General features: G+C 48.7%; 21 protein-coding genes. 5 read left to right on the top strand and 16 right to left on the bottom strand.

Going from position 1 to position 17244, the window contains the following annotated elements; all coding sequences use genetic code 11:
* Nucleotide 1 precedes the first annotated feature (1 nt).
* Together SGI98_12095 and SGI98_12090 are read left to right on the top strand one after the other, a co-directional pair.
* A complete protein-coding gene (locus SGI98_12095; protein ID MDZ4744142.1) occupies nucleotides 2-895 on the top strand; it encodes a DUF4339 domain-containing protein in 894 nt (297 codons plus the stop codon).
* Nucleotides 896-1037: 142 nt separating this feature from the next.
* Nucleotides 1038-1898 carry a bile acid:sodium symporter gene (locus tag SGI98_12090; protein ID MDZ4744141.1) on the top strand — a complete coding sequence of 287 codons (861 nt, stop codon included), beginning with the start codon at nucleotides 1038-1040 and terminating at the stop codon, nucleotides 1896-1898.
* A gap of 10 nt (nucleotides 1899-1908) precedes the next feature.
* Here SGI98_12090 and SGI98_12085 read toward each other — a convergent pair whose 3' ends face one another.
* The 10 genes from SGI98_12085 to SGI98_12040 form a co-directional block, all read right to left on the bottom strand.
* Nucleotides 1909-2919, bottom strand: coding sequence for a sulfotransferase (locus SGI98_12085; protein ID MDZ4744140.1), 1011 nt, complete (start codon nucleotides 2917-2919; stop codon nucleotides 1909-1911).
* A gap of 432 nt (nucleotides 2920-3351) precedes the next feature.
* The gene (locus SGI98_12080) at nucleotides 3352-3675 is read right to left on the bottom strand and encodes a pyrimidine/purine nucleoside phosphorylase (protein ID MDZ4744139.1); all 324 of its coding nucleotides are present in this window, start codon (nucleotides 3673-3675) and stop codon (nucleotides 3352-3354) included.
* A 180-nt stretch (nucleotides 3676-3855) separates the two neighbouring features.
* Complete coding sequence (locus SGI98_12075) at nucleotides 3856-4434, bottom strand: NADH-quinone oxidoreductase subunit I (GenBank protein MDZ4744138.1); 579 nt, start codon at nucleotides 4432-4434, stop codon at nucleotides 3856-3858.
* Nucleotides 4431-5624, bottom strand: coding sequence for an NADH-quinone oxidoreductase subunit D (locus tag SGI98_12070; protein ID MDZ4744137.1), 1194 nt, complete (start codon nucleotides 5622-5624; stop codon nucleotides 4431-4433). The genes SGI98_12075 and SGI98_12070 overlap by 4 nt, the downstream gene beginning before the upstream one ends.
* Nucleotides 5621-6214, bottom strand: coding sequence for an NADH-quinone oxidoreductase subunit C (locus tag SGI98_12065; protein ID MDZ4744136.1), 594 nt, complete (start codon nucleotides 6212-6214; stop codon nucleotides 5621-5623). The genes SGI98_12070 and SGI98_12065 overlap by 4 nt, the downstream gene beginning before the upstream one ends.
* Entirely contained in the window at nucleotides 6211-6846 is a 636-nt protein-coding gene (locus SGI98_12060; GenBank protein MDZ4744135.1) for an NADH-quinone oxidoreductase subunit B, read from the bottom strand. Before SGI98_12060 ends, SGI98_12065 begins: the two co-directional genes overlap by 4 nt.
* Before the next feature lie 6 nt (nucleotides 6847-6852).
* On the bottom strand, nucleotides 6853-7224 hold the full coding sequence (locus SGI98_12055; protein MDZ4744134.1) for an NADH-quinone oxidoreductase subunit A: 372 nt from the start codon (nucleotides 7222-7224) through the stop codon (nucleotides 6853-6855).
* A 68-nt stretch (nucleotides 7225-7292) separates the two neighbouring features.
* Entirely contained in the window at nucleotides 7293-8231 is a 939-nt protein-coding gene (locus SGI98_12050; GenBank protein MDZ4744133.1) for a DUF4339 domain-containing protein, read from the bottom strand.
* A gap of 17 nt (nucleotides 8232-8248) precedes the next feature.
* Complete coding sequence (locus SGI98_12045) at nucleotides 8249-8779, bottom strand: hypothetical protein (GenBank protein ID MDZ4744132.1); 531 nt, start codon at nucleotides 8777-8779, stop codon at nucleotides 8249-8251.
* Between the two features lie 86 nt (nucleotides 8780-8865).
* Nucleotides 8866-9447 carry a hypothetical protein gene (locus tag SGI98_12040; GenBank protein ID MDZ4744131.1) on the bottom strand — a complete coding sequence of 194 codons (582 nt, stop codon included), beginning with the start codon at nucleotides 9445-9447 and terminating at the stop codon, nucleotides 8866-8868.
* A 233-nt stretch (nucleotides 9448-9680) separates the two neighbouring features.
* Between SGI98_12040 and SGI98_12035 the strand changes: the two genes are divergently transcribed.
* Complete coding sequence (locus SGI98_12035) at nucleotides 9681-12200, top strand: tetratricopeptide repeat protein (protein ID MDZ4744130.1); 2520 nt, start codon at nucleotides 9681-9683, stop codon at nucleotides 12198-12200.
* Between the two features lie 232 nt (nucleotides 12201-12432).
* On the opposite strand, the gene SGI98_12030 is transcribed toward SGI98_12035, so the two are convergent.
* Entirely contained in the window at nucleotides 12433-12984 is a 552-nt protein-coding gene (locus SGI98_12030; protein ID MDZ4744129.1) for a hypothetical protein, read from the bottom strand.
* 19 nt (nucleotides 12985-13003) lie between these two features.
* Complete coding sequence (locus SGI98_12025) at nucleotides 13004-13192, bottom strand: hypothetical protein (GenBank protein ID MDZ4744128.1); 189 nt, start codon at nucleotides 13190-13192, stop codon at nucleotides 13004-13006.
* A 524-nt stretch (nucleotides 13193-13716) separates the two neighbouring features.
* On the opposite strand from SGI98_12025, the gene SGI98_12020 reads away from it, so the two are divergent.
* Nucleotides 13717-13896 (top strand): hypothetical protein, encoded by a 180-nt coding sequence (locus SGI98_12020; GenBank protein ID MDZ4744127.1) that lies wholly within the window; start codon nucleotides 13717-13719, stop codon nucleotides 13894-13896.
* Nucleotides 13897-14000: 104 nt separating this feature from the next.
* On the opposite strand, the gene SGI98_12015 is transcribed toward SGI98_12020, so the two are convergent.
* Nucleotides 14001-14576, bottom strand: a complete 576-nt coding sequence (locus SGI98_12015; protein ID MDZ4744126.1) for a hypothetical protein — start codon at nucleotides 14574-14576, stop codon at nucleotides 14001-14003.
* Nucleotides 14573-15280, bottom strand: a complete 708-nt coding sequence (locus tag SGI98_12010; protein ID MDZ4744125.1) for a hypothetical protein — start codon at nucleotides 15278-15280, stop codon at nucleotides 14573-14575. The genes SGI98_12015 and SGI98_12010 overlap by 4 nt, the downstream gene beginning before the upstream one ends.
* A 121-nt stretch (nucleotides 15281-15401) precedes the next feature.
* Here SGI98_12010 and SGI98_12005 point away from each other — a divergent pair, with 121 nt between their 5' ends.
* Complete coding sequence (locus SGI98_12005) at nucleotides 15402-16253, top strand: universal stress protein (GenBank protein MDZ4744124.1); 852 nt, start codon at nucleotides 15402-15404, stop codon at nucleotides 16251-16253.
* Nucleotides 16254-16347: 94 nt separating this feature from the next.
* On the opposite strand, the gene SGI98_12000 is transcribed toward SGI98_12005, so the two are convergent.
* Both SGI98_12000 and SGI98_11995 read right to left on the bottom strand, forming a co-directional pair.
* Nucleotides 16348-16968 (bottom strand): pseudouridine synthase, encoded by a 621-nt coding sequence (locus SGI98_12000; protein ID MDZ4744123.1) that lies wholly within the window; start codon nucleotides 16966-16968, stop codon nucleotides 16348-16350.
* On the bottom strand, nucleotides 16968-17244 hold a 277-nt coding region (locus tag SGI98_11995; protein ID MDZ4744122.1), incomplete at its 5' end, for a zinc ribbon domain-containing protein. The genes SGI98_12000 and SGI98_11995, both read right to left, overlap by 1 nt.

Below are 17244 nucleotides of genomic sequence, written 5' to 3'. Positions count from 1 at the left end.
CATGCAATTTTACATCACCAGACAAGGAGGGCAGTCCGGGCCGTTTTCTGAGGCTGAATTCAACCGCATGACCAAGGAAGGAAAAATCACCCCCACTGATTATATCTGGCATGAGCCACTCACGGAATGGATCCTTTTTAAAGACTTCGATGCTTTACGGGTAAAACCAGCGGAAAAGGAATACACAAAATATTATAAGGTCGACAGCCGGAAACTCTCCTTCGGTGAGTGCTGGAGCTTTTCCCGAGGCAAATTCCACCTATTCCTATTTGTGAGCCTCTTGAAGATACTGCGTATCCCCTTTAAACTTTCTGAAGGCCTACCCGAAGCCCGGGAATACAAGGATCTCCAGATCAGGGAGGATGAGCTCCCCATTGAAGCATTACTTTCATTTCGTGATCATACGATCCCTGCTGCACAAAAAGGTTTCGATCTAGTCTCCTACGCGACCCTCGCCAATAACCTGATGCCTTCGTCGACTTATGTGGCGGATTATTTGCATCAGGACCACACGACTATTCTGAGACTCTTTTTTTCACACACGGAGACCCTCACGGTCACCGTCCTGACCTTGGTCACTTATTTGGACAATGGCACAACGGTCACTACGACCACCCGTGATAACGGATTTAAAACGCCTCCTCACAAGATCAAATACATCATCAAAACGGATGACCTCGATAAAATCCTCCACCCACATCTCTCCAAGGTAAAAAAACATTCCTCCGGAGTGAATGTAAGCCTCACGACCTCTACTGAGGAATTTGGGCAACGGGCTTTCCAAACGGAAAAAGAATTCTGCGAATACAACATCGCCCGCGGGGTACTCGTCGAAATGACGCCTGATGAAATCGCCGCCGTCAAAATGTCCCGTTCAAAACTCAGGGCCACGTGATGATGAAAATACCTAAATAAGAAAGGGGCGATCCGGATTCCCGGTATTAAAAAAGAGTTTTTGCAATACCCATGGTATCTGATTAGCTTCGGACTCTCATGTCCGTGCAATATTCCCTTTCAAGCTGTAGGGAGGAACTCCGATGACGACTTATATGATCGTGCGGATCCTCACGACCATCGCATTGACTGGACTCCTTTTTGAAATCGGGCTCAGGATCAATCCAAGGGAGGTTTTGGATTCTATCCGCAACCGCAATCTCATCATCCGCATCCTCCTGTTGAATTTTATTTTTATCCCCATCCTAGCCCTCGGCCTCATGCATGTCTTTACCTTAGGTATGGAAACCTCCGTGGCCATCCTGTTACTGGCCGCCTCCCCATTCGCACCCGTTGTACCCATCTTCACTAAAATGGCAAAAGGAGATCTTCCCTTGGCCGCGATATTAACTTCGCTTTTCCCGTTTATTTCAGCCATCGCCACTCCCTTGGTATGTCTAGTCGCCATTCGTTTTGTACCCGGCGCAGGTGCGTTACAATTTCATTTCGCATTGATCCTACTGGTATTAATTCTCACAATCACTCTGCCATTATTAACCGGGATATTTGTCCACCACTTTTTCCCGGGCTTCACAGCTCTCATCCACAAACCTGTGGAAGTGCTCGCAGATGCCGCGGGCGCACTCTCACTGGGATTTGTGGTCTGGAACGAATGGCACGCGATTATTAATACCGGATGGACTCAATTCCTCGCGGTAATTATCTTATGCGAAATCTCCGTCATCGCGGGATATTGGAGTGGCCCCAAAAATCATCGTAGCCGCATTGTAACGGCATTCGGCGCGGGCAACCGTAATATCGCCCTAGCCATGCTCGTTGCCTTGGACAGTTTTCCGGACTCCCCCATCCTTTCGCATGTCGTGGGTAGCGGACTGATTCTGATCCTTTTGGGGCTCTGCCATACTGCTTGGTGGAGATTTAGCCCCGCCTTCAAAAAGGCGTGAAGAAAACGCCTTATCTTTCCAAGGCGTAAAAGTCTAGGACATCCCCGATTTGCTCTTGGATCCATTCTTCACTGAGTCCGAACTCCTCCAAGCTGCATTTGTGGGAACTCCGGAATTCGCGTTGTGTACTCGTCGCATCCTCAAGGAGGAGACGGTACGCATCACTGATCTGCCAACCAAAATGAGCGTAAAGTTTTTCCATGGTGGATTTCGGGTCAGATACCAGATCACGGTAGTCGATACAATAATACCTCTCCGGGCTGATCCGGTTGCGGAACTCGAACAAATGCCTGTACCATTCCACGGCCAACCGTGCGTATTGTTTTGAGTTTTGAGATGTTTTCAGGATTTCAGGGGAGTGTTTGACCCAAACCGGCCAGAAAAGGCTCACATGCGAGGCGACGGACTTATAGGGATGGCGCACGATCGTAATAAATTTTGCGTCGGGGAACTCGACATTCAAGCTATCGACAGCACCGGACGATTGGGTGGCTTTAGATAAAAGGGTTTTACGGGGGCCATTCACATAAAGATGGCGCTCGAGACAGGAACGGTAAAACCGCATCACTTTGCGCCGCGCGTCCTCCGGGAGGTGATCGGGAAACCCGGCCTCCCAAAGTTCATCGACGTAAGGGAACAGGAGGAAAATCGCTTCGCTGACAAAACAATACAGGAAGAATGCATCATCTTCTTCGGGTTGCGCCAAACGCATCTTATGCAAATTATCCCAGCCGCCGAAACATTTGCGTTCCACCCAAGACATCAAATTCCCCAGGGGATGCCCCATTTTTTTGTCGATCCGGGAGAGTTTATGGATCGCTTTCTGGAATGAAACCGACGGGAAAATCGTCTGGTAAAGCTTTACATGGACAAATCTCTCATCGTCTAGGCTCATGAGATTTTGGGTCAGAGTGGTCCCACTCCTGGGCGGAGCCACGATGAAAACCGGAGCCTCCACCTTCTGTTTATAAAACCCACGAAAAAAGAGGCTATCCAATAAACGGCCCACTGCCACAAGCATCCAAAAAAACAGGAATAGAACAGTAAAAAAGAGGGTGAAAAACCATCGCCTCACATGAAAGGGGCGTTCCCATAAGGAAATCGTCAAGGCACGACGGAATAGTTTAAAATTAAAGTACATATTTTAGCCCGATATAAGCGGGAATAGTTTTTAAACTCAATAATTTATTCAATCATCGCTCAGTCATTTGCGTGACAAGTCTCTTTAACCCAAGGATTTGTCAATAATTTGATCGAGCATGAGAAATGAAAAACAGGAACCCATCCCTTAGGCACTTGATGTTCGATCTCCTTTAAGGCCATTTTTACCTTTTGAACTGGTGAATAAACCTTAGCTGATCACCTGCTGTTTAGACGAATTCTTTTCCCCATAAAAAAGGCCTTTCAAAGACATGTTTGAAAGGCCGTAACGGATATTCCTTAAAAAAACTTCTTATTTGAAGGAACAGATATATTGGGCAATCCCGGAATCAACGGAGATTTCAAAATAAGATTTCCCGGGGACTTCGAAAGCTGTGCCGGCCCCATAAGACGTCCACTCAGTCTGCCCGGCTTGGCGGACTTTCGTTTCCCCTGAGATAATCTCCATGACCTCGGGTACACCTGTGTCAAATTTAAAGCTGCCGGGGTAAATCAACCCCAGTGTTTTTTTTGATCCGTCCACAAATTGCACGGTATGACTGGCTACCTTGCCATCGAAATAGACATTAGCTTTACAAACAACACTGACATTTTCAAAATTTTCGGTGAATGACATTTTCTTCCCTTTGTTTTTTAGTGTGGAAATGGGATATCACCAAACCCCGCAAAAAATAACAAGCCATTCACACCGTTTTTTATAGTCTTATCTAATATTCGATCTTCATTACTCCTCTGCACCACGTCCGTCACCCCGAAAGCACTCATCGATAGAGACCGGTATAAAGCCTTATTGATATTATTTTTCCCCAACTGGGGCAGGTTTTTGTGCGGCAGCGGCGGCTTTGGCAGCTTCGGCTTTTTTCTTTTTCTCGATTTGCTCGCGGATTTTGGCGTTTACGATTGCCCCTTCGGTCGGGTGCATTTTTTCATATTGATCAGCGGGCTTCAGCAGCTCATCACGATGGAAGAGTAATCCGTCAAAACGGTTGTCCGTGGACAGTTCATATTCATGATCCATCTTGATCGCGTCAAAAGGGCAGACCTCGACACAAATCTGGCACCCCATACAAACGGAGTAATCAATATCAAAAACTTTTGGCCTGCGGATGACTTTGCCTTTTTCATCACGGTCTTCCTCGATAGAAATACACTGCGGGGGACACTCTTTTTCGCAAATCTTGCACGCCACACAACGCATATTCTCCGGTGCATCATCATAAACTAAAAACGGGAAATTACGGTAATTTTCCTGGAGCGCGATGCGTTCCTCCGGATATTCCGTGGTAAAAAGCCTGTCTGCCCGTGAGAAACTGCGCAGGAAATTCTCCGCAGTCACCGCCATCCCCTTTATAATGCCTAAACCCGGGAAATTCATCTATCCACCTCCCCTAAAACAATGTCGATACTACCCAGGATCACCACCGCATCCGCCAGTTTATGGCCCAGACACATATCCTCTAATATCGTTAGGTTAATGAATGACGGCGGACGGACCCGGTAACGGTAGGGGCTCGGGGACCCATCACTGATCACATAAAATCCGAGTTCCCCTTTCGGGCCTTCAATCCGGCTATAAGCCTCACCCGGACGGGTCTTAAAACTCCTGATCTTCACATCCGCACACACCGGACCATCTGGAATATCCTTGAGTGCTTTGCGCAGGATTTTCAAACTCTCGCGCATCTCCAGAATCCGGACGTAGTAACGGTCATAACAGTCCCCGACCGTTCCCATCGGCACCCGAAAATCAAAACGCCCGTAAATCCCGTAAGGTTGGGCTTTGCGCAAATCGTAATCCACCCCGCTGGCACGGAGCATGGGGCCGGTAATGGAGGCATTAACCGCAAGCTCTGCTGAGAGTATCCCTATATTTTCTGTACGGCTGCGCAGGATTTCATTACCGGTGATCAGCTTTTCAAATTCATCCAAGAATTTTGGGAATGTATCGACGATTTTATTCGCCTGCCGCAACCAACCATCGGGCAGGTCACAACGAGCACCGCCAAAACGGAAATAATTACACATCAGGCGCGCCCCACTGACGGATTCAAATAAATCAATGATCTTTTCGCGTTCACGAAAAGCATAAAGCAAAGGTGAACCCCAAGCCCCCAAGTCATTGAGCAGAAAACCAGCCAGACAGGTATGATTAATCAGTCGGGTCAGCTCGGCCATGATCACGCGGATGTACTCGGCCCGTTCAGGAACCTTGATATCCGCAAGTTGCTCCACCGCGAGGGCGTAGCCCCAGTTATTCGTCATGGAACAAAAATAATCCAAACGGTCGGTATAAGGCATCGTCCCGATATAACTCGTATGCTCGGCGATTTTTTCGTGGTTGCGGTGGAGATAACCGAAAATAGGCTTGAGCTTGATCACTGTTTCCCCGTCGAGAACAACATCCATCCGGAAAACCCCGTGTGTACTCGGGTGCTGGGGGCCCAGGGAAATCTCCAAGAGTTCCTGACCTTCCGAATTTTCCTTATTAATGATCTCATAACCCCTCGGCTCGGGTCTTTCGGCCAAAAGATCCAGATCATTAAAATTATCTTTAGGTGCGATCATACAGGCTTTACCGGGTAATGTTTTTTCGCCTTGGTCAACACCTCATCGTGAGGGGTCGGCTCATACTCGTAATCGTCCGGCTCTACATAATCTTTGCGCATGGGATAATCCTGAAAACCCTCCCACATCAGGATCCGGCGCAGATCAGGATGGCCTTCATACATAATCCCGTAAAGATCATAGGCCTCGCGCTCTTGGAACTCGCAACCCCGCCAGACAGGGGTCAGGGATGGGACTCGTGTATCGATACGGTCCTTTGTCCGCACGCGGATGATCAGGGGGCCCTTTTTTTTCTCCACAGAAACCAAGTGATAAACGGTCTCCAGATAAGCCGGTTTATCGACGATGATTTCTTCTACGGACTCCACCTGTTTACCGTCAATGATCTCGATCGTCTTGCGTTTAACGATATTCGTCGTAGGCAGCCAGTCCACCGCCGTGCAATTTGTGCACATATCCATACGGAACATCGGATCATCCTTTAAATAACGGGCCACCTCCAAGGCGATTTCGGGGGGGATCACAAAAGAATTCGTCGGGCGCTCGTAAGTCAGCGTCGGGAATTTAACAAAGAGGTAATCCGTATTCATTTTGATGTGCCCTTTGCAATTTGCGCGGGTTTCCAAACCTCTGGATTAAAGGGTGGCTCAATATCGTGTGCACCCAGGGTGGGTACGGTAAACTCTCCGTCATGCGAGTCATACGCACGGTTGGTGGGCTCCCCTTCAAACTGCGAAAATGTGGTTTGCTCATCGATCTTGCGCTGGAGGGTCATGAGAGCATGAAGCAAGGCTTCAGGTCTCGGAGGACAACCGGGGATATGCACATCCACCGGGATATAACGGTCGATGCCCTTGAGGACATTATACCCTTGTTTAAATGGGCCACCAGAGATCGCGCAGACCCCCATGGCGATGACATATTTCGGCTCGGGCATTTGATTATACAGCCGGACGACTTGCGGGGCCATTTTTTTTGTCACTGTCCCGGCCACAATCATCAGGTCGGCTTGACGCGGGGAAGGCCGGAAAACCTCCGCCCCGAAACGCGAAAGGTCAAATCGGGAGGCCGCAGCCGCAATCATTTCAATCGCGCAACAGGCCAGCCCGAATTGCAAAGGCCAAATGGAACTGCGGCGACCCCAATTATAAATGCTCTCCAGAGTGGTGGTAAAAACCCCCGCTTTGGCTAGTTCTGATTTAAGTCCTTCATCAATCGGCATAATTGGTTAGTCCCATTCGAGCGCGCCTTTTTTCCATTCATACACCAGCCCGGCGCTTAGGATTAAAAGAAAAAATGACATTGAAAAAAAAGCCCACCATCCAGCGGATTTCAGGACAACCGCCAAGGGAATAATAAAAACAATCTCCAGACTAAAAATCAGGAATGACAGGGCATAAAGATAATAATGAATCTTCAGCTGCATCCAAGCATCACCCCGAGTCACAAGTCCACATTCATAAGTGGCGTTTTTTGTACGGGAAGGTTTACGCGGTCCGATCAACCGTGCAATAATCAAAGGGCCTACGGCGAAACAGATGGCCAAAATGAACATCACGCCCAAGACAAAATAATTATACTCATAAGGGGTCAAAACCATACCAGTTGAAAGTAGAAGGCTCCCGCCCTAATGTCAAACGGGGAAGCATGTCTTCTTCCCCAAAAAGGTCAGATGCTGTCTTTATCGTGTTCAATCAACTTGCTGAGGGGTAACCAATCTGGAAGCCCTTCATACCAGCCGTAATCCGTAAGAAAAACCCGGTGCTCGGAAATCTCGACCCAGAGATCACCCATGGTAAAAGGCCCCGTTTGTTGACCATTCCTCAAAACAAAGACTAAGATTTCCCCAGGTTCTTGTTCTTCCATGGCCATTTCTTCGACCACAGGGGCGTCTTCGACGGAATTCACCGGGGCCGATTCGTCCGATGGTGTGACCTCCGCCGTTTCCGGCAAAATAATTGGTTTCCCAAAACACTCGTCTTCATAAGAAAAACGGATAAATCCAACCCCTGAAGAAACCGGAGCTACCGTGTATTGCAAACGGCATGAGCCGCGTAAAAGCTCGAGCTCCATAATCCTGAATTCATTTTGCATCCAACGCCGCCAACCCAGAATATTTATTTTCTGACCACCAACGCCTTTTTCGGCATCTGCTTGAGTCGCAAAACCTTGGAAACTCATTTCATCAGGAAACCAAGGGGCAAAAGCCCCATCCGGGGTGGTGGGAACAATTGCCGCATCCACAAGCAAACAACCTTCTTCTTGATCAAGCTTCACTTCTTTCAAAAGGGCTTGGGCATTTTTTAATATCCCGAGGACACGTTTATCGGCCTTTTTAGGTTTTTTGATTTTAACCTTTGTCACCTCTGTAGGTTCGCTGGTTTCCTTTTCTCTCCGGAAAGTCGTTTTTCCGGCTGGAGCGGAAGAAGCAGAGGATTCACCTCCGGATTTCCTATCTTTGAGGTATATGATTAAACCCAGAATCAATAAAATAATGCCCGCAAATCCACCGGCAAGGGCCCCTTTCAACCCCAATATCATCCAGCCCACGGCGGCCAAACAGCCCGCCAAGATCAAAGGGATAAAAACAAGAATGAAAAACTTCATAATAAAATACGGGACACTTATTGCGGGGTTGATTCACCGAAATTTACCCCGATATCACGGACACTGACCTCACCGCGAATATCGATCAAGCGCCATGTCTCGCTGGGTTTATAGAATGTCATATTCCACCTCAAAGGGTAAGCCTCGGAATAACTCAAAAAAGTGAGGACAAAAATACGGGATCCGATTTTTTTGACATTGACTAACTCATAATCCTGCACTTTCCCAAACTCCAAAAGCAGGGTCGTCGTCTTGGCCTTCATGTCATTGACTTCACTCGTGCGATCTTTGACCTTGGTATTGGTCAGGATATCGTCAAAGGCCTGTGTGACCTTATCTTGTTTGAGCGTGGTAAAAAAATGATCCACCGATTTTAATATTTCGGGAGGAACAACATCGGCCCCATTTTGCAATCCTGCTTTCGGGGAAGCAAAAGGCTTCTGGGCCACCGGTGGTGACTGAGAGTAGAGTCCTGTCGTCGGGAATATCATTACCCCCGCAAAGAGAAGGGCGAGAATGGTTCTGGGGAAAAGTGTGTTTTTTGACATATTTGGCCTATAATTTGCGGTAAATGTAGCGATGTCACGCCATGAAAACAAGGTATTCCTTCGATGAATGCGCGACAGGTCTTCTTTTATTTCGGGAGGTTACTTTTTTGGTCACCCGTGATATCCTTACGGGATGAGCCCGGTGAATTCAGCATATCGCGGACCTCATCGACGCTCAGGTTTGGTTTACCAATATTCTGCACGGAACGGGTGACTTTATTTTTTTCCGGTCCTTGGTATGACTTAGCCTCATAAATCATCTCCATATCGGGGAAATCCTTGGAGGCCCTGCCATATTCGCGGCTCCCTTCGCGGGCGCGTTCTTCCGCCGCTTGGAAGGCTTGATTGACTTCTTCTTGGTTATTTTCCTTAAAAAGAGCGGATCGGTTGGCCGAGGAAGATTCCTTTAATGAATAACTTTCTTCGACTTCAATCGCCTTTTTGCCCCCTTCAAAATCGCGGGAGAGAAAGGATTTAAACTTCACATTATCGGTATTATACACTTTATCACCCGAATAATTTTTCGAGGCAAAGTCTTTACCGCCTTCCTTGGCACTTTTGATCAAATCCTGTGCTTCCCAACGCGTTTCACGCATTTTCACATTTTGTGCGGATGCGTAAAAAGGCAGGAGACACATTGTCGCAATGAGGATGACCCGTATTTTCACAGTGTGTAATTATATCAAAATACGGAAAAATTCATATAAAAATATTTACATGGCTACATCATCCCCATCATTCATGATGTTTTTTATCCCCTTATTCCCCCTGCCCCATGATCCTCACGATGAAATTACCCACACTCGACCATCCTGTGACAAGGCCGGGCTTTTGTCTCAAGAGAAGGTTGAATCTTGGCGTGCACATGGTTAAGCTGGATAACCTTAAATATTAAAGCCTGATGCAAAGAACAATCCTCACATTCCTCATGACGACCCTTGCGGTCTGTGTCCTCACGACCCCACTCTTTTCCCAGACGAGGGAAGAAAAGAGGTTGTTTGAGACCGCCCAGAGGGCATTTAATGACGGGATTTACGAGGTCGCGGAGATCAATTCTAGAAAATTACTAGGCCAATTCCCAAACTCTGAATTCACCCCGCAAGCCCGCCTTACCTTAGCCCAAGCACTGGTCCTACAGTCCGAAGGAGCTTTGGCCGTCACCGTCTTAACCCCAGAGTTAAGCCGTCAAAAAAGCCCGCTGGACCTGGTCGAAGTGAAATTCACCCTAGCCGAAGCATACACCCTGGCCGAAAAGTGGAAGGAAGCGGCGGCACTTTACCAAGCCATTATTGACGATCCTAAAGCCGGGGATTACGCCCTGAAATCCCGTTACAGTCAGGCTTGGTTAGAATATTTGTCGGGTAACACAGATGCGGCCGTAGAAAAATTTATGATGCTGGGCGAGGAAAATAGAAAAAATGAAACCGGACGTAAAAGCCTGCTCACCCTCGCAAAAATCCAGCTCCAACTGGACCAATCTGACCTAGCGGAAAAAACCCTCGCCCCCCTGATTACGGATAATCCCCTCAGCCCCCTGGAATTCGAGGCCCTTTTTTGGCGCGCAGAAATCTATGCAGCCCGTGGGCAGCATGAGGAAGCCCGGAAGATTTTTGAAAGTATTACGATCAACCCCAAAGCCCAACCCCAAAGTGTGGTCGGCGACGCATGGCTGGCACTCGGCGATGTCTATACCTCGCTCAATGACGACACGGATGCGGCCAAGGCCTATGAACAGGCTTTCCAAAAAGCTTTATCAATCGAGCGGAGGTCCGCTGCGATGAAACGTTATTCGCAAGCCATGGCCAAAAATCGCCAAGTGCAGCCGGCACTGGATAAATTACGCGAGTTCTCCCAGAAAAATCTCGAAAGCCGGGCAGGGTTTGAAGCCGATGTCGTCCTCGCTGGCGCTCTCTACCAACAAAAAATGTTTCCGGAAGCATTAGCCGAATGTCGCCGCATTCTCACTTCACCCGCCTATGCCTCCTTTGACCTGGCAAAGGTCTATGAACTAGCCGCCGATTGTTATGTCTTAAACAACCAGACAGATGAAGCCCTCAAGATGCTGCGCGGCTCATTAAAAACCGCTACCCGTGAAGACCAACGCACCCGCATGCTCTTTAAGATCGCTGACCTGCTCCTCCAACAGAAAAATTCCGCGGGAGCCCTCGATATTTACCAACAAATCAGTAAGGAATTCCCCCGCGGCACTTATGCGGAAGCTTCCCTTTTCAGGCAAGGTCAGGCCCATGCCCTCGCCGGTAATTCCAAAGCCGCCATCACGGCTTACCAGAGCCTGTTGACACAATTTCCTGATAGTGCTTTCTCCGACGCAGCCCAATTTGAGACTGCTAATATCTATTTTCTCGCCGGTCAATTCGTCAAAGCCCGCGAGGTCTATGATGCACTGGTAAAAAATTTCCCGAAAAGCCCACTCATTCCTAAAGCGCAATTTGCTCTGGCGGAATGCCTTTTCCGCGAGGAAAAATATCCGCAGGCCGCAGCGGCATTCACGGCCATTGCCAAAAACCATCCTAAAAACCAACTGGCAGAACAAGCCCTTTACAATCATTGCCTGACACTGGCAAAAATGGGGGACGAAAATACGGCCTTGGACGCCTTTAACCAATTCGTCGAACGTTATCCTAAATCCGATTACGCGGCTTCGGCCACATTCTGGCTGGGGAATTATTATTATAACCGGCAGGATTATGCGCGGGCACAAAGTCTCTTCGAGCAATTATCGCGGAATTTCCCGGCCCATGAACTCATCGATGAATCTTATTATTGGGCGGCAAAAAGTGCCGCAGGCCGCCAAGAAACAACCAAGGCCAATGAGCTTTACCAGAAAGTGGCCAGCATCCCAAACTCCCCGCTGCGCATCGAGGCGCGCCTCCGGCAGGCAGAGCTCCAGCGCCAGCTTAACCAGTTCGCGAATGCCCTGCTTATTTACGAGAGCATTTTAAAAGAGACCGGGCAGACCCCACCCCTTGAAGCCAGGCTAGGAAAAGGAATATGCCTCCAGCAACTCAAAAAATATGAGGAAGCGATTAAAGTCTATGAAGAGATCCGCCAGTTGAACCAAGGCAACCTTACCCTCCATAATGAGACCACCTATCGGATCGGGAAATGCCTCCAGAAACTCGGGAAAAATAAAGAAGCTCTGACCACTTATATGGATATCATTTATGCAAAGTCCCTCCCCGACGGGTTAAGTATGGATGAAGCTGCAAAATTACCTGAATTTGTCTGGTTTTCCCGTGCGGGATTTGATGCTGGTGAGATCAAAGAAGAACAACAGGACTGGAAAGGCGCCATTCAAATCTATAAAATCCTGGAAGTCGCAGGGGGCCCAAAAACCCAAGATGAAGCCCGGGACCGGAAAGTAAAACTCCAAACTGAACACTTTATCTACGAAGAATAACTCCACCGCCCTTTTCTGACAGACCAAAAAGGCAACGGCCAAGAACATAATCTGGGCTCCTGCTTTTTTTTAGACTTCTCTGCCTACCCATAGTCATGACCTTCTCCGGTTGGTGGAGCGCTGGGGGAGTTTTATTTTTTTCAAAAGCCCCGGCAAATTGCGCCGGGCACAAAAAAACAGCCATGGTTAATCCATGGCTGTTTTTAAATTTTAAACTATTCCCGTCACGTGACTAGAATATAAAACGGACACCAGCACGGGGAAGGATATAGTCGTTACTCTCCGTGGTGAAAACATAACGGGCATCAGCAAAGATCCCGAAATTATGAGTGATGCGGACTTCCACACCAGCACCAGCTTGACCGCTGAATTCGTTAATGGGGCCGAAAATCCCACCGGGACCAGCAAAGATGTAGGGGGCAAAATGGTATTTATCGATGGGCAGACGCAGAATCAAATTTCCCGCGATCGCTCCAACGGCATCATCATTTTGAGCACCTTGCCAAGCGTAACCGTCAAATCCTACACCGATGTAACGAGTGAAAAAATAATTCACCCCTGCGCCGCCGCCGAAACCGTCCCGGTAACGCCCGCTTGTATCAGTGAATACATAAGTGCCAAACGCATCGACACTCCATTCGTTTGCCCGGAAAAGCGGGATATCCTGTTCCATAATGGACTGACTAAGTCCTTTGGAATCGTCCATTTTAGACATTTCAGTTCCGGCGAATAATGCCGAGACAGCCATCAGTGAGACCGCCGTAAGTGTTGTGATAAGTTTCATAGACTGTTTTTTTCTGTTTTTATTTTAGGTTTAGGTTTGTATTGCGTAGAAAGACTTTTTCCGAAGGGCATCTCTGGATCTGATAAGTAATTGTCCCCGAGTTTTTACCTGTACCGACCAGATTTTTAGTCAACCCGCATTCATTGCCATCATCAAAGAAACACGTACAGGTCATGCCTCCTGAGTAGAATAATTTCGGGTTAATCATGGGCGAACGTTACCACAGGCGATTTTATCCCCGCTATGGGGTATTCACCCCATATGGTAACCCCTCGGAGAAAACTTCGCATTCCTTGGCGTGAACCCCCTATTTTAAAACTTTCTCCTTCGTGTTTTTTGTATTCTTCGTGATGCAAATTGCGCCCCAGAAGGCAAGCAGGGCCGCTTGCCCTACACAAAATCAAATCTTCCTCCCTTTGTGTGCACCGTGGTGGATTTTGACCAAACGTGAGGAATCACCCCCTTTGGACATAACCCTTTCAGGGTAGATCCTTTGATCCAGATTCCCGGGGTAGGTCGCGTGAGAGCGCTTTCCAACCCCGGGCTATATGATTAGAATCCTTTCAGGATACTGAGGAATACCAGCCTTCGTTGCTGTAATGAGGCAACCAATAGAGAGCCGTATGCCTGTATGCCTAGTCGGGAATAAATTTTCCAAAAGAGTCGGTGTCTCGCTCCGACGAAAGACAATTGGGACTCGTGATCCCAAAGTGATAGGGAAAGAAGAATGATTTGCTTCAAATCCTTGTAGGTAACCAACACACTGACTTTTATCTTCTTACCAAAAATGTGCAAATTGCGGCAGGGGGGATTCCCGATCCAGCGGGTCGGCGTGCTGAACCTGACTTTGTAGGGCGAGCGGCCCTGCTTGCCACGGGCCAGAGTTTCACGGTCGCATCCGACATTCTGTAACCGAGCCGGCCACCCTACAGAATTGGTTTGGCCGTCCGGTTTCCATCATCCTTCGTGGTGCAATTTGCTCTCTTTTCTGCCGATCCACGGTCGCGTGCGATACTCTAAGGTGTGGACATGTCTTCGTGGAAGCGGTTACCGACTTTGGAACCTTGTTTTTTGACACCCGCTGCATTATTACGGTAATACATGCGGTCGGAAACCCAGAATGGGGTATTAGCATTGATGGGTTTATTATGCTCGGTCACCACCTCGTAGCCTTGTAGGACAAAAACGTCGAGCATCAGGTCGCTCTTTGGTTCATAGGCGATTTCCCCCGAGAAATATCCTTTTAACAAATAGATGGTGCCGTCATCGCGACCCCTTGGCCCGTTCGGCGCACGATCCGGGGCGGGGACTTCTTCACGCAGCATCACGATGCGGGTAGACTTCCCCCAAGCATCCTTTTCCGGACGCACAAAACCCCAGTACATGAATTTCTCACTAAAATAACGTTGTCCGACAAATTCTGTCCCGACCGGCACCGAACGTTTCGGATCATCGGTAAGTTTCATACCGATTTTGGGGGCACCAGCCGTCCCCGGGGAGGAAGTCGTCCCTGTGGTGGAGTCCGTCGTCTGGCAGCCAGTCATCAAAGCAAAGGCGAAGGCCACACAGAGTGATAAATAAATTTTCTTCATAATTGATTCCATTTACCACCTTTAGAAGGAACAGGCCAGCTACGGGCGGCATAATCCGTTTTTTGTTTTGTCCCCTGCATCTTCACCCCGGTGGCTTGGTACCAGGCCTGGACGTATCCGTCCCCGGAATGGCAACCATAACTCCAAGCTTGTCCTGTAGGATCAAAGGCAGAACGGTTCATTTTCTTTAAATCAACAATATGCAGCCAGACAACGGAGACCCCGTCCAAATCATTTGAGTAATCAAAAAGGAAATTTTTCCGGTTCGAGTGGCCAAAATAGTCGAAGCTCTTGATTTTGATTTTACTACGGTCTTTGCCATTATTGATGTATTCGATCAATTCATTACCATTGGCACCTTGTTTATCAAACCACACTAGGTTCACACCCCATTTTAGGGCAGATTGTTCGATCTGGGCGACGTAGTCGGCCCCCATCTGTTTGCCGCGGGCGACATAACCCGTACGGTAGACCATCCAAGTAATGATGTCCCCGGCAGGGATTTCTTTTTTGAGCTGCTCAATGCGGAGCTGCCCCGTAAAGATAAAATTATCCCAGACACGATCGTGAGGAACTTTTTTTTGCTTTTCCCATGAAGGGAGGGCGGGGCCGCCGCTCAAGACAATCCATTCACTCTGTTGGGAAAAAGCAAATGGGGTAGCTAGAACCAGTACTAAAAGAAATAGATAAGATTTAATTCTCATAAGAATGCCCTTCCTATTGCCAATAATGATGTTTAATTGCAACCATAAACTAGACTGATATGGATGATTTCAAGTAAAGGGGAGCTTGCCCACCGGAATCCCCCTGCTATAATACCCCCCTATGATCAAGAATCTATTGCTCTGTTCGGACGGCTCGGAACACTCCAAAATCGCTATGGAAACCGCTCTGCAAATCGCCCATAAATTCGACGCAAAGATTCATGCCCTGAATGTGATCGAGTCACGCGACGTGGGCGGATCCTTCTTTGCCGATTTATCCGGAGCCGTCGGGATCGTCCCTTACCAGAATCTTTATTCACAGCTGAATGAACTTTTCACGGAACGCGGCAAAGCCATCCTCGCCGTCATCGAGCAAGCTTGTGAAGAGGACAAAGTGCCCTTTGTGTCCTTACTCAAAACCGGAGACCTCGCCGAGGTGGTCCAAGAGGAAGAAAAGAATATCGACCTCGTCATTATCGGGCGTAATGGGGAACACCTTAAACTCAAAGACGATTTCCTCGGTAAAAGTGTCGAGCGAGTCATCCGCATCTCTACTAAACCCTGCCTGATCACCGCTGACCGGCCCCGCCAATTCTCAAAGGCTGTCATCGCCTTCGACGGCAGTGAAAACTCCCGGCGCGCATTCCATGCCGGCATGGAGTTTGTCCGGAAGATGGAAATGCAGACGACCATCATCAGTGTCGATGACGGCCACACGGCAAAAAGCCAGGAAGCCCTTGCTTGGGCATCGGCCCATGCGGCTGAACTGGGGATCAAAACCGAGTGCAAACTGCTTACCGGTAATCCCGAAGAAAAAATCCTCGATTTCGCCCATGACTCGGAAGTCGACATCATTATCATGGGTGCCTACGGCCATAACCGCATTCGTGAATTCATCATCGGCAGCGTCACCTCCTCCATCCTCTTCCGCAGTACCATCCCCGTCTTGCTCGGTAATAATCATCACGATTAAACCTAGGCTGGCAGGATTTTAAAACAGGGTTTACACAAACACACCTCAGTACACAGGTGTGGCTCTTTTGATCAGGAAAAACTTTCGGACACTCCTATTTGAAAAGCAAATCACACTCGCCCGCAGTGAGCAATTTGTTTTCACCGGGTTTGAGGGCGAGGTCAGCAAGGTGGAGGTGGCCGATAGCGAACCGGATCAAGCGCAGCGTCGGGTGCCCCACGGCAGCGGTCATGTGGCGGACCTGGCGATTTTTGCCTTCCGTCAGGGATATCTCGATCCAAGTATCCGGGACATTTTTCCTGAAGCGGATCGGGGGGTTCCTCACCGGGACGATGATCTCTCCCGGGCTATATTTCACAGATTCATTTTCCGATTCACCAGTCTGAGGCGGGGGTGAGAGGATACTGGCCAGAGCGGGTTTTGTAAAATAATCCGCAATCTCCACACCCTTGCGCAATTTGCTCAGGGCCATCTCGTCGGGGACACGCTCCACCTGGACCCAGTAAGTGCGCCAATGTTTTTGGCGGGGATTCAAGAGCAAATCCTCCCAGCGTTTCTCGTCACTGAGCAGGAGTAACCCCTCGCTATCCGCATCGATCCGTCCAATCGGATGGCAACGCGGGGGTAGGGGGAATTCCTTAAGTGTGCGGTGGGCAGAACCATCCGGAGTGAATCTCGTCAGGACACCGTATGGTTTATAAAACGCGACCAGCATCAGATTTTTTCGTAAACACCTTTATCCCGGCGTTTCATGACAGTGAATCCAGCCTTTTTGGCATCTGCGTAAGAGCCCCCCGATTTTGTATTCCCGATACTCACCCCGGAGATCACCCGTTTGACCGCCTGCCCGCAAGCGGGGCATGTTTTCAGATGAGGTTCACTCATCTTTTGAATAATCTCGAAATGTCCCTGGCACTTGTCACAATGCCCGGCGAGCGGTTCATATTCATAGGTGGGCATAAGACAGCGGGGGGGGGGGGGGTTTAGAATT

The organism is Verrucomicrobiota bacterium (assembly GCA_034440155.1).
Classification (GTDB): Bacteria; Verrucomicrobiota; Verrucomicrobiia; order JAWXBN01; family JAWXBN01; genus JAWXBN01.
The sequence above is the reverse complement of the archived record's forward strand: the minus strand, read 5'-3'. Positions and strand labels throughout refer to the sequence as shown.

Coding starts and splice junctions, on each gene's coding strand:
- SGI98_12095 (MDZ4744142.1), top strand. CDS start 2: ATGCAATTTTACATCACCAGACAAGGAGGGCAGTCCGGGCCGTTTTCT.
- SGI98_12090 (MDZ4744141.1), top strand. CDS start 1,038: ATGACGACTTATATGATCGTGCGGATCCTCACGACCATCGCATTGACT.
- SGI98_12085 (MDZ4744140.1), bottom strand. CDS start 2,919: ATGCTTGTGGCAGTGGGCCGTTTATTGGATAGCCTCTTTTTTCGTGGG.
- SGI98_12080 (MDZ4744139.1), bottom strand. CDS start 3,675: ATGTCATTCACCGAAAATTTTGAAAATGTCAGTGTTGTTTGTAAAGCT.
- SGI98_12075 (MDZ4744138.1), bottom strand. CDS start 4,434: ATGAATTTCCCGGGTTTAGGCATTATAAAGGGGATGGCGGTGACTGCG.
- SGI98_12070 (MDZ4744137.1), bottom strand. CDS start 5,624: ATGATCGCACCTAAAGATAATTTTAATGATCTGGATCTTTTGGCCGAA.
- SGI98_12065 (MDZ4744136.1), bottom strand. CDS start 6,214: ATGAATACGGATTACCTCTTTGTTAAATTCCCGACGCTGACTTACGAG.
- SGI98_12060 (MDZ4744135.1), bottom strand. CDS start 6,846: ATGCCGATTGATGAAGGACTTAAATCAGAACTAGCCAAAGCGGGGGTT.
- SGI98_12055 (MDZ4744134.1), bottom strand. CDS start 7,224: ATGGTTTTGACCCCTTATGAGTATAATTATTTTGTCTTGGGCGTGATG.
- SGI98_12050 (MDZ4744133.1), bottom strand. CDS start 8,231: ATGAAGTTTTTCATTCTTGTTTTTATCCCTTTGATCTTGGCGGGCTGT.
- SGI98_12045 (MDZ4744132.1), bottom strand. CDS start 8,779: ATGTCAAAAAACACACTTTTCCCCAGAACCATTCTCGCCCTTCTCTTT.
- SGI98_12035 (MDZ4744130.1), top strand. CDS start 9,681: ATGCAAAGAACAATCCTCACATTCCTCATGACGACCCTTGCGGTCTGT.
- SGI98_12030 (MDZ4744129.1), bottom strand. CDS start 12,984: ATGAAACTTATCACAACACTTACGGCGGTCTCACTGATGGCTGTCTCG.
- SGI98_12025 (MDZ4744128.1), bottom strand. CDS start 13,192: ATGATTAACCCGAAATTATTCTACTCAGGAGGCATGACCTGTACGTGT.
- SGI98_12015 (MDZ4744126.1), bottom strand. CDS start 14,576: ATGAAGAAAATTTATTTATCACTCTGTGTGGCCTTCGCCTTTGCTTTG.
- SGI98_12010 (MDZ4744125.1), bottom strand. CDS start 15,280: ATGAGAATTAAATCTTATCTATTTCTTTTAGTACTGGTTCTAGCTACC.
- SGI98_12005 (MDZ4744124.1), top strand. CDS start 15,402: ATGATCAAGAATCTATTGCTCTGTTCGGACGGCTCGGAACACTCCAAA.
- SGI98_12000 (MDZ4744123.1), bottom strand. CDS start 16,968: ATGCTGGTCGCGTTTTATAAACCATACGGTGTCCTGACGAGATTCACT.